The sequence below is a fragment of the Ensifer sp. 22460 genome, from assembly GCF_052044935.1.
GTDB lineage: Bacteria > Pseudomonadota > Alphaproteobacteria > Rhizobiales > Rhizobiaceae > Ensifer.
Genome location: NZ_JBQENZ010000032.1, coordinates 33,897 through 45,216, shown reverse-complemented (window position 1 = coordinate 45,216; position 11,320 = coordinate 33,897). Strand labels below are relative to the sequence as shown.

11 protein-coding genes are annotated in these 11,320 nt (G+C 60.8%); 6 read left to right on the top strand and 5 right to left on the bottom strand.

From position 1 onward, the window contains the following. Positions 1 to 33 precede the first annotated feature (33 nt). The 3 genes from ACTJKM_RS30300 to ACTJKM_RS30290 all read right to left on the bottom strand — a co-directional run bounded on the left by ACTJKM_RS30300 (position 34) and on the right by ACTJKM_RS30290 (position 2,823). Positions 34 to 780, bottom strand: coding sequence for a transporter substrate-binding domain-containing protein (locus tag ACTJKM_RS30300; RefSeq protein WP_057251726.1), 747 nt, complete (start codon positions 778 to 780; stop codon positions 34 to 36). 19 nt (positions 781 to 799) lie between these two features. Continuing rightward, complete coding sequence (locus ACTJKM_RS30295; protein ID WP_440661565.1) at positions 800 to 1,873, bottom strand: LacI family DNA-binding transcriptional regulator; 1,074 nt, start codon at positions 1,871 to 1,873, stop codon at positions 800 to 802. A 194-nt stretch (positions 1,874 to 2,067) separates the two neighbouring features. Further along, entirely contained in the window at positions 2,068 to 2,823 is a 756-nt protein-coding gene (locus ACTJKM_RS30290) for a glucose 1-dehydrogenase (RefSeq protein WP_113513135.1), read from the bottom strand. A 331-nt stretch (positions 2,824 to 3,154) separates the two neighbouring features. Between ACTJKM_RS30290 and ACTJKM_RS30285 the strand changes: the two genes are divergently transcribed. From ACTJKM_RS30285 to ACTJKM_RS30260, 6 genes are all read left to right on the top strand, one after another. Next, entirely contained in the window at positions 3,155 to 3,742 is a 588-nt protein-coding gene (locus tag ACTJKM_RS30285; RefSeq protein ID WP_058322622.1) for a L,D-transpeptidase, read from the top strand. Between the two features lie 186 nt (positions 3,743 to 3,928). Next, positions 3,929 to 4,060, top strand: coding sequence for an ABC transporter (locus ACTJKM_RS30280; protein WP_082640836.1), 132 nt, complete (start codon positions 3,929 to 3,931; stop codon positions 4,058 to 4,060). A 147-nt stretch (positions 4,061 to 4,207) separates the two neighbouring features. Continuing rightward, on the top strand, positions 4,208 to 4,780 hold the full coding sequence (locus ACTJKM_RS30275; RefSeq protein WP_113513137.1) for a hypothetical protein: 573 nt from the start codon (positions 4,208 to 4,210) through the stop codon (positions 4,778 to 4,780). A 225-nt stretch (positions 4,781 to 5,005) separates the two neighbouring features. Next, positions 5,006 to 5,593 (top strand): protein-S-isoprenylcysteine O-methyltransferase, encoded by a 588-nt coding sequence (locus ACTJKM_RS30270; RefSeq protein ID WP_058328105.1) that lies wholly within the window; start codon positions 5,006 to 5,008, stop codon positions 5,591 to 5,593. A gap of 10 nt (positions 5,594 to 5,603) precedes the next feature. Continuing rightward, positions 5,604 to 6,386: a hypothetical protein gene (locus ACTJKM_RS30265; protein WP_113513139.1), complete on the top strand. Its 783-nt coding sequence runs from the start codon at positions 5,604 to 5,606 to the stop codon at positions 6,384 to 6,386. Beyond that, positions 6,383 to 7,261 (top strand): SDR family NAD(P)-dependent oxidoreductase, encoded by an 879-nt coding sequence (locus tag ACTJKM_RS30260; RefSeq protein WP_058328103.1) that lies wholly within the window; start codon positions 6,383 to 6,385, stop codon positions 7,259 to 7,261. The genes ACTJKM_RS30265 and ACTJKM_RS30260 overlap by 4 nt, the downstream gene beginning before the upstream one ends. Before the next feature lie 75 nt (positions 7,262 to 7,336). Here ACTJKM_RS30260 and ACTJKM_RS30255 read toward each other — a convergent pair whose 3' ends face one another. Further along, positions 7,337 to 8,017 carry a DUF930 domain-containing protein gene (locus ACTJKM_RS30255; protein ID WP_440638790.1) on the bottom strand — a complete coding sequence of 227 codons (681 nt, stop codon included), beginning with the start codon at positions 8,015 to 8,017 and terminating at the stop codon, positions 7,337 to 7,339. Positions 8,018 to 8,188: 171 nt separating this feature from the next. Beyond that, a complete protein-coding gene (locus tag ACTJKM_RS30250) occupies positions 8,189 to 11,068 on the bottom strand; it encodes a DNA translocase FtsK (RefSeq protein ID WP_440638792.1) in 2,880 nt (959 codons plus the stop codon). Between the last annotated feature and the right edge of the window lie 252 nt (positions 11,069 to 11,320).

The window sequence follows — 11,320 nt, the reverse complement described above, 5'->3', positions numbered from 1 at the left end:
GCACGCGCTCCGGGTCCGATCGGCATTGTGAGCTTACTTGAGGCCCCAGTATTTGTTGACGAGCTGGTCGAGCGTGCCGTCGTCCTTGATCATCTTCAGGCCCTCATTGAAGGCCGCGACGTTTTCATCGCCCTTGCGGAAGACGAGACCGAGCGGGTCGGATTCGAGGTCCTTGATCGCAACGACGAGCTCACCGGCGAATTCGCGTTCGTAGGCGGCCGCATTGGCGCCGTTGATGACGACGCCGTCGACGTCCTTGTTCTTGAGCGCGATGATCGCGGCGCTGAAGGTATCGTAGGCGGCGACGTTCTCCTTGCCGACGACACCCTCGGCAACCTGGGCATCTGTCGTGTTCGCCTGGGCGGACAGCTTTCTGCCGGCGTCCTTGAAGCGGTCGAGCGTGATGCCCTGGTCTTCAACGCGCATCAGCACCGCCTGGCTGTTGACGATGTAGGGATCGGAAAAATCCATCGCCTTCTTGCGTTCCTCGGTGATCGAGACACCCGACGCGACGAGGTCGAAGCTGCCCTGGTCGAGGGCTGCGAAGATGCCGTCCCAGCCGGTCGTGACGAATTCGGCCTGGCAGTTGATCTTGGCGCAGACGGCGTTGACCACATCGACATCGAAGCCGACGACCTGTCCGGTCGCCGGATCGATGCTCTCCATCGGCGGCGAGGTCGTGTCGGAGCCGACCTTCAGCAGTTTGCCGCCGAGATCGGCAGCGTGAGACACGCTCGAAGCAAGGGCTGCTACAGCCAGGGCAATCATCAGTTTTTTCATGGTTCTCCTCCTTGGATGATTAACTTTGGACCAGACGGCCGCCGAGATTGTCGGGCTGCCGTGCGATCAACGTCGGCCTAAAGACCTGCCGGAACGCCGTGGGGTCCTCACCCTCCATAAGGCGCAGCAGGAATTGTCCGAGTGTGCGTCCGAGCACCTCGATCGGCTGGTAAAAGGTGGTGATCGGCGGCGTGAAATAGGCACTGACGTTGATGTCGTCATAGGCAATGACGTCGACATCGACGCCGACCTGGCGCCCGAGACTGCCAAGCCCGGAGAGCACACCGAGCGTGGTGGATTCGTTGATGCAAACAAACGCCGTCGGGGCGTCGTCGAACTGCTGGAAATCGATCACTGTCTGTCGGCCGAAATGCGTCGAAAGATCGCCCTCGGCGATCAACTCCACCGGCGCATCCAGGCCCGCCTCACTGAACGCCCTGGAAAAGCCATCGATCCTGTCGATCGCGTAGGAGAGCCGCCGCTCCGGATTGACGAGCGCGATCCGCCGGTGGCCACCGGCGATCAACCGCGCGGTTGCCGCATACGCCGCCCATTCGTTGTCAATATCGACATGGGCGTAAGAGAGATCCTTGCGGCAACGCCCCATCGAGACGAAGGGAAACTGCTCGGCGACGAGCAGATCGATGCGCGGGTCTTCGGCGAGAATACCGGAGAAAATCAGACCGTCGGCCAACCCCTGATCGACGATCCGGCGCGCGGCTTCGGCTCCATCGGCCGCGTCGCGGATGACATGCACCGACATCCGATAGTCCGTGCCTTCGAGCGCCTGGCTGATGCCGCTCAAGGTCTGGGTGTATTCGACGCCGTCCCACTCATAGTCACGCGCTGCGGTGACCGGCATCAGCACGGCGGCTTGAAAACTCTTGCCGGTGCGAAGCGCCATGCCGCGCGCATTGGCCTGGTAACCGACTTCGCGTGCCGCCTTGTAGATGATGTCTCTTGTCGCCGGGGCGACCACGGGAGATTCGCGCAGCGCCTTCGAGATCGTGGCGATGGAATAGCCCGTCAACTCGGCCAAGGTCTTTATCGTTGGCGTCGGTGCGCGCCGCGCCCTGTGGATCTCAGTCGCCATGCACCCTCCCAAGCCCCGGCCTTCTCCTGGAGATTAGAGGTAGCAGCCAATAAAAACGTTTTCAAGAAAAATAAAAACGTTTTTATTTTGGATGATATGCATGCAAAAAGAGCGCAGTCGCCACTAGCGGCACCGGCGATACAGGCCTTGACCCGCGGGGCAGTGAATTTCAACGATTGAGTGGTGCAGCTTGCTCAGTGAGCAGTATAGGCGCCGTCTACGAGGTGAACGCTTCCAGTGATGAAACTCGCCTGCTCCGACAACAGGAAACAGATCAGAGCCGCTACCTCGTCTGGCGTACCGCGACGCCCCATAGGCTGCAGCGACATCATGCGTCTACTGGTTGCCACCTCCGAATTCGAGGCGGACAGCGGCGTGTCGATCCATCCCGGCGCCACAGCATTGATGCGAATACCCGTGCGGGCATACTCGATCGCGGCCGCCTTCGTCAGCCCAACCACTGCGTGCTTGGCGGCCGTATAGGCGGCGGCAGTGGGCAGCGCGACTGAGCCCAGAATGGAAGACGTGTTGACGATGGCGCCCCCACCCTGTGCCACCATGGCCGCGATCTCGTACTTCATACAGTAGAAGACGCCATGCAGATTTACGTTCATCAATGCATGCCAGCCATCGAGCGGATAGTCGGCCGTCGCCTTGCGGATGCCTTCGATGCCGGCATTGTTGACCGCCAGATGCAGGCCGCCGCAGGTCTGCACGGCGAACGTCACCAGCTTTTCCACCGCCTGGGCATCGGCGACGTCGGCCGCGACATCATGGGCCTTGCCCCCGTTCGAGCGAATCTCCTCGGCAACCAGGTGCACGGCGACAGCGTCAACATCCGCAGCAACCACTTCCGCTCCCTCAGCAGCGAGTTGCCGGCACACGGCTGCGCCAATTCCGGAACCGGCGCCCGTCACAAGCGCAACCTTCCCAGCGAAGCCTAGATTCATACTGTCATTCCTAACGTTTAGCTTTCGACTAATCGAGCGCGCGCGACATCGCAAGTCATTCCATGAAATGCACTCGAAGCCCCGATCTTCCAATCAAACAGCAGCAGCAACACACAAGAATCGCGATATTTTTTTACCCGATTCATGCACTGCACCCAGGCCCTCTTTCCAGATATACAGTCCTTTCTGTCCATTTCACCCGGAACGCGGGCGAAAAACCTGGAGTGTCATTATCTATCCTGTCGCTGGGTGTAGTTCATTGGAACTGGACAGAGAATATTGTAATGCTAAAAAACGAATCGGGGCGCACCATTTTTCTCAGCAGGTAAAGATGGACAATCACCGCATTACACGGAGATTCCTGGTCATCGGCAGCCTTGGCCTGTTGGCCGGGTGCGGCTCAAGTTGGCGGGGTGTTTCCTTCCCATCCCTGTATGGCGGAACGCCCGGCGTCGATCGCCGCTACCGAAAACAACACGTCCGATACGACGGCAACGAGCCAGCCGGAACGATTGTTGTGGACACCACGCAACGCTACCTCTACTCGATCGAAGATGGTGGATGGGCGATGCGCTACGGAATAGGCGTCGGAGAGGAGGGCCTTACCCTCAAAGGCCAGGCCGTTGTCGGCCGAAAGGCCGAATGGCCGTCATGGACGCCGACCGCAAGCATGATCAGACGCAAGCCGGAGCTGGCGCAATACGCCGGTGGAGTTTCCGGCGGTCCCCACAACCCGTTGGGGGCCTCAGCCCTATACCTTTATCGCAACGGTCAGGATACCAAGTTCCGCCTCCACGGCACGAACGCACCTTGGACCATAGGGCAGGCGGTTTCCAACGGCTGCATCCGACTTACGAACGACGATATCGTTGATCTCTACGCGCGGACGCCTGTTGGAACTCCGGTATTGATCATTTGATAATGTACTCTATCTGAGTGCGGTATTGGGGTAAGGCCGACATGCATTTAAATCTTCAAAGTTTGGTAACGATAATCCGACTGACGAGTGTGCCCTTTCCGCACTAGGCCGAATCTCGAAATGCCACTAATACTATGAATGTTGCCTTCGAATAACCATTCCGATCACAGAGGGAAGGAAATATTGATGAGCAGAATTCTAATCGTAACAGTTGCGTTGCTTTCCGTTGCCAGCCTCTCCGCTTGCGGAACAATCGGCAAAGGCAAAGGCAAGGCCCCGCCACCGGTGGCCGAAGAACCGGCGCCCGTCTACAAATAGTGACTGACGCTAATTCGGGGAGGATCTCACGGTCCTCCCCGCCCTGAATGATCGTGGCCGCCTTGGCCATGCGTCGTGGCGCGTGGATCGATAAGCCCAGGCGGCAAGTTCAAGTGCCCATTGGAATTCGGGAGATTTGGCGCAGTAATGACGCGTGTACTAGGTCGTATTCCGTTCGTCGTCTTAGCCGCCATGGCGGTTGCGGCGTGCCAATCGCAGGACAAGGGCCCTCAGCCACGGTATGTCTCAAGCGTTGCGGGCAGCCCATCGCAACAGCGCGATCAGGGCTATTTCATCGAATTTCGCTCTCGTTACGCGCTCAGCTACGGCCACTCCTATGTGGTTTTCGGGCGCTTGAGCCAGTCGGGAGCAATGGTCAATCCGGAAGTAGCTGGACTTGCCCCTGCAACTAACGATACCGCTCCCTATGTTCTCGGTCATGTTCTCCCCGTCCCGGCCGAGACTGGCGCTAGCGACGGCGACCTTGAGGACCAATACAGGTCTGCAAGCTGGCGCGTCATGTTGACCGAACCGGAGTACAGAGACGTCGTCGCCAAAATCCGAAAACTCAAGGCCGAAGCCAAGTTCTGGCATGCGTCGCTCTATAACTGCAACGCGTTTGTGGCCGATATCGCGCGTTCCATGGGATACAAGACACCTGGGATCTGGCTGAGGCCGCAGGAATTCATCACAAGACTTCGCGAGATGAACGGCGGATAAGCTTGATTGGCGCACGCGCCGCGCGCCTTATCTGACGCCCAAAGATCGCTTGCACCGTCACTGGCTCCCACCAGTACTCTTGAATGGCAGATCGACAACCGACCCTCGCCATTTGCGACCGTAGCTTTAGCGCCTTGTCAGGGCAGAGCGCCTCATGGCAGTCTCGTCCTTGCTAGCCGTTGTGGCCAGCAACCGCAACAAAAGCTTAGGTGATTCAACGTGAACATGTCTGTCGCTTCCATCGGCGAAATCGTGTGGGTCATAGGCATCGTTGCCTGGTATGTGGTTCGGTACCCATTCGAGCGCCGTGCAAAGCGTGTGCGGGTGGCGAGCAGCCGCCGCTCGGTGACCGATACGATTGGCTTGGCTGCCGCTTTGCTAGGCCTTGCCATCTTGCCTGGGTTCTACGTTGCAACAGGAATTCCCGCATTTGCGGACTATCCCGCGCATGCATGGATGGTGGGGCTTGGGGGCCTCATCTTTGCCGTGGCTCTGTGGACGTTCCGTCGCACCCACAAGGAACTCGGCCGAAACTGGTCGATCTCGCTGGAAATCCGCGAAAAACATCAGCTGATCAGCAAGGGCCCGTATGCCGTCGTGCGCCATCCGATGTATACAAGCTTCCTGCTCATGGCGATTGGCCAGATGTTTCTGCTGTCGAACTGGGTGGCTGGCCTCTTGGGCGTCGCTGGTTTCGCCGTGCTTTTTTTCCTGCGTGTGGACAAGGAGGAGCGCCTGATGCTGGAATTCTTCGGCCCTGAGTATCGCGCCTACATGGACAGGACCAAGCGAATTATACCCTATCTTTACTAGAGGTGGCGCGATGCGGGGCCGACCGGTGAAGCTTTCTGCGGCACGACGCCTTGTCGGGGATCTGATGCGATTTTCGATCTCCGTGCCGCGAGTCACGGTACAGCGACAGATGAATATCAGTGGATTGCAGGAAGCCAGGACGAGCCAGTCGGAACGCCCCTCCTGGACAGTGTTGTTCCTCAAGGGGTACGGGCTACTGTCCAAGGAAACACCGGAGCTCCGCCGGGCCTATGTCAAGCTGCCGAGATCGCAACTCTATGAGTACCCGGGAAGCGTCGCGTCCGTGGCGCACGAGCGCGAACACGAAGGCGAACGGGTTGTACTTCTCAGTACGATCAAGACACCCGAGCAGCGGTCGATCCCCGAGTTGAGCGCCCTGCTTCAGGAGGCTCGATCCCGTCCCGTTCTTGAGATCAGGGAATTCCGGCGTGCGCTGAAGATTGCGCGCTTACCCGCGCCGCTGCGGAGGCTGTTGATGTGGCTCGGCCTCAACATGGGACGTCAGCGGGGGCACCGATTCGGGACTTTCCAGTTGTCGGTCTATTCCGGCCTGGGTGCGGAGTCGCTCAATCCGCTGACGCCGCTCACGACGATCTTCAACTATGGCCCGATTGGCGAAGACGGATCGGTTACCGTACGAATTCACTACGACCACCGCGTCATGGACGGCGCCAATGTCGCGCGCGCATTGGCTCGTTTCGAGGAAATACTGAACGGGGAGATCGCTGAAGAGGTGGCGGGCCTTTCCGCGGCTCAAATCCTGCCAAGCACGGCGTCGGAACCGTCATCATGATATCGGATCAAAAACCACGACTCGCGATTGTTGTAGTCGGAGCGTCACGAGGCATAGGCAGAGCCATTGCCGAACTTGCCGCGCGAGATGGTGCACCTGTCGTATTGGTCGCACGCTCACCTGGCGGGCTGCACGCGGTGGAATCCTCCATCAAGCAGGCGGGCGGCGAGGCATTCTCCCTACCAGTCGATCTCACCGCTGACGATGCGAAGACGGTTCTCGAAGAGTTCCTCGCGCGGGAAAGCCTCGTCTGCGACGTCCTCGTCAACAGCGCCGGCTACGGCCTGCGTGGCGCGGCAACCGCGTTGCCGATTGCCGACCAGGTTGGAATGATCGACGTCAATATCCGTGCCCTCGCCGACCTGACATTGCACCTGTTGCCGGGCATGGTCGAGCGAGGCCGTGGCGGCGTTATCAACCTCGCCTCTGTGGCCAGCTTCACCCCCGGCCCGTACATGGCAATGTATTACGCGAGCAAAGCGTTCGTGCGTTCCTTTTCCGAGGCGTTGTACCAGGAGACGCGCAGGACGGGCGTGACGGTGACCTGCGTCGCGCCGGGGCCGGTGTCGACCGAATTCCTCGAAAAATCCGGCGCCAACAGGGCTGCACTGTTCAAGGTTTTGCCTAAAGCCACTCCGGAATACGTGGCAAAACGCGCTTGGAGTGGCTTCAAGGCCGGCCGACGGCTGGTCATTCCCGGCATGTCTGCCAGATTGGCGATACTGATTTCAGGGATGCTTCCGTCCGCGGCGCTATTGCCGCTGATTGGCCGCCTGCAACTGCGCGGCAACGACCCTTGCCCTTGCGGATCTGGCAAGATGCTCAAGCATTGCTGCCGCGCGGGTCACCCAAAAAGCGGGATAGTCTCGGCTTGATCCGCCTCGCAGCCAGCTTCCGTGGGATAAGGCCAAAGCACGCACCGAGCGGTCGGACGTCGACCATTGCCGCGATCAGCGGGCTCTGGTGCCAGCGGAGAGGAAGTGCGCCTCCCACTCACTTTCAGGAATCTCATCGCCAACCTGAAATTCGAACGCGACGACGCTCTTGATATCCGGGGCAGCTTCGCAGTCGAACTTAATGTTGTACCAGCGGTCGTTGCTGCGAAATGCAGCACCATCGGCGCGCAGGTTCGTACCTGCCAATCGGATATCCGCCATGGCGTAGGCAACGAGAAAATCCGGTTTGAAATCAACTCGCCAGCGATGAACCTGCTCCATAGCCTCGAGACTGCAAATCTGGACAATGCGTTCATCCGCCGCGAGCTGGGAGAGCCCCTTCAGCGCCTGCTTGCTGCGCGGGTCGGCGAGAATTGCCGCCGAAAAGAACTGCTTGGCTTGAATTGCCGGCTGCACGTCCGGCAATGTCGCCGCAGGTACGGCCCGTTCGGGCGCGGCTTCTTGCGCAACTGCCTCGCCGACCCGAGAGGCACCGGACTTTGGCTTGGTTGTTTCCGCAGCAACCGTCGGCAGGTACACTATTTCAACGGCGACGCTTTCCTCCGGGAGAGGAATTGGGGGCTCAGGTTCAGGAACGAAGCAGAGTGCCAGGATGACGATGGCATGAAGGACAATGGCGAGCGCAAGACTGTACCAAATCGTTGCGCCATGGCGGCGCTGCCCTGCTGCCTGCATCGATCACATCATCCCATTGGCGACGCCCAGAGGGTAGACACGCCCGGTGGCCGCGGGGAGATTACCACCGAAATCTGCATAAGAAAGCCGCCGCCAACAACTTGTCGACGGCGGCCCTGGTTTTAATGCGATAGTGCCGAAGTAGCCCGCCGGCACACCAACCGACCGAAATCAATCCATATCGTCGTTGTCGGGCGCGCTCATGTGGTCGCGATTGCCGTAGATGATCTCGCGCTTGCCGACATGGTTGGCGGGACCGACCAGCCCCTCCTTCTCCATGCGCTCGACCAGCGAAGCAGCACGATTGTAGCCGACGCCAAGACGGCGCTGTATGTAGGAGGTCGAGCACTTCTTGTCGCGCAGGACCACCTTGACCGCCTGGTCGTAGAGTTCGTTGCCGTCCTCGGACGCAAGTGCGCTCTTGTCGAAGACCGGCGTCTCCTCCTCGGGCTCCTCTTCCTCCTCGTCGGCCGTAACGGTCTCGAGGTATTCCGGGCGTCCCTGGGTCTTCAGATGCGCGACCACGTGTTCGACTTCCAGATCGGAGACGAAGGGACCGTGTACACGGGCGATGCGTCCGCCGCCCTGCATGTGCAGCATGTCGCCCTGGCCGAGCAGCTGTTCGGCGCCCTGTTCGCCAAGGATCGTGCGGCTGTCGATCTTCGAGGTGACCTGGAACGAGATGCGGGTCGGGAAGTTGGCCTTGATCGTGCCGGTGATGACGTCGACCGAGGGACGCTGCGTCGCCATGATCAGGTGGATACCGGCGGCACGCGCCATCTGCGCCAGCCGCTGGATCGCACCTTCGATCTCCTTGCCGGCGACCATCATCAGGTCGGCCATCTCGTCGACGATGACGACGATGTAGGGCATCGGCGCCAGATCCATTTCCTGCTGCTCGAACAGCGGCTCGCCGGTGCCCTTCTCGAAGCCAGCCTGGACCGTGCACATTACAGGCTCGCCCTTTTCGCGGGCGGCAGCGGCACGCTGGTTGTAGCCGTCGATGTTGCGCACCCCGAGCCGCGACATCTTGCGGTAACGGTCCTCCATCTCGCGCACGGCCCACTTCAGCGCCATCACCGCCTTCTTCGGATCGGTAACAACCGGCGTCAGCAGGTGCGGGATGCCGTCATAGACGGAAAGTTCGAGCATCTTCGGATCGACCATGATCAGGCGGCATTCTTCCGGCTTCAGCCGGTAGAGCAGCGACAGGATCATGGTGTTGATCGCGACCGACTTGCCCGAACCGGTGGTGCCGGCAACGAGCAGGTGCGGCATCTTCGCAAGCTCGGCGATGACAGGTTCACCACCGATCGTCTTGCCCAGGCAAAGCGCCAGCTTGTAGCCGGTCTTGCGGAAATCGACGGATTCGATCAGCTCGCGGAAGTAGACGGTCTCGCGCGTCGCGTTCGGCAGTTCGATGCCGATGACGTTACGGCCGGGAACCACCGCGACACGGGCCGAAAGCGCCGACATGGAGCGGGCGATATCGTCTGCGAGGTTGATAACACGGGACGATTTCACGCCCGGCGCCGGCTCGAATTCATAGAGGGTTACGACCGGGCCCGGGCGGACGTGAATGATCTCGCCCTTGACACCGAAATCTTCCAGCACGCTCTCAAGCAGGCCGGCATTCTGCTCGAGTTGCTCCTGGGTCATGAAGAAGCCCTGGCCGACAGGCGCCTCCTGCAGGAGGTCCTCGGACGGAAACTCGTAGGCGTCCCCGGCAAATGTGCGTTCGACTACACCGATCGCCGGCATTGTGTTCGGCGCGCGAGTGACCTGTGCCGGCATGGTGATCGCGGCTTTCGACGCGACGGGTGCCGGATCGCTTTCGACGCGTTCTGCGGCGATGATTTCAGCTGGGGCGACGGACACGGGTTCCGCGGCAACGGCGACCGGCGCAACGTCGGCAACGACCTCGGCAGCGGCGGCAAGCGATTGCGGTGCCGGAATCTCTTCTGGCTTTGCGCCACGGACGTCGACGACGCGGAACAGCGAGGTGATCGCCGTCGGCGGCATGCGGCGGATCTCAACCGGGCGTACGGGCGCCGGCGGAGTGATCGCAGCGTGCGCCACGGCGGCGGATGCAACGACGGGTGTCATCGGTGCCGGGGCGGGCGTCTCGACAAAGGGCTTCGGATGCGTGTCTTCTTCGCCGGCAACCTCGACGTCGTCGGCCGGGCCGAATTCGAAGAAGGCAAAGTCGGACAGGAAGCTCGAATGCGCGGCGCCATCATCGGCGACAGTGCTGGCCGCTTGAGACGGTGCGGGCTGAACCTCCGTGACGACCTCGGAAACGGCGATCGGCGTCGTCAGAACCGGGGCAAGTGCGACGCTGTCATCGGCCGGAGCCTCGACGCGCTCGAGCATCGGCGGCTCGATCGTGTTTTGCGCCGCCGTCCAGGTCGGCAGCTGGTTGGTCAGCATCCGCAACAGTTCGGACGGGCTATAGGACGGCAGCGTGACCTCGGCCTGCGGCGCACCGTCAGCGGCGGGAGCCGACGCTTCCGCCTGCACCGGTTCAACCGGAGCGATCACGACGGACTCGACAGTCTCTGCAGAAACCGGCGCAGGCTCCACCGTCACCTCGACGGTTGCCGCTTCGATTTCGGCCGCCGACATATCTTCGGTGGCCGTATCGCTTTCCTCGACCTGCGGAGCGCGCCGCTTCATGAATTCGCGCTCCGGCGTACGGGTAAAGCGGACGTTCGGCGCCAGGAAGAAATGGCTCTCCCAGGTCGAGTCGCCATAGTGCCCGGCGATCTCCGAGAGGGTCGGCAAAGGCTCGCTGGTCGTCGCCGTCACCTGTGCCGGCGCATAGGCGGAACCATGCCCGTAGAGCCGCGTCGCGCGGCTCATGGTTTCGGTCTGCTGGTTGGCCGGCTTGCGGGGCGCCGCGGGCGCCTCGTACAACTGATAGGGGTCGGCGGTCGCCGCCTCATGGGTGGGCATACCGCTCAACGCATCATCCTGCGGACCATCGAAATAATCCGCCTGGTTTGCATCATGCAAAGCAGCCTGTGAGAAGTTTGTCCTGGGAATACGCATGGGTCCTGGAAGAGCTAGAGACATCGCCGAGGGGCCTTCTAAGCGATAGGAAATGAAGGTTAACAAGTCCCTTCCAACGCCCCGTTTCGAGCCGGCAACCGGGGTCTAACGCCGCTTTCTTCGGCGCCGGAAACGCCCCGAAGGCCCGGGACACTAACGGGCTCCGGGACGTTCTGTCGTCGCGGTCACTCAGCAGAAAATATTTCTGGAGGAAGAGCCAAATTGGCGCGTGGGGCCAGCGCCTGTGGTGGC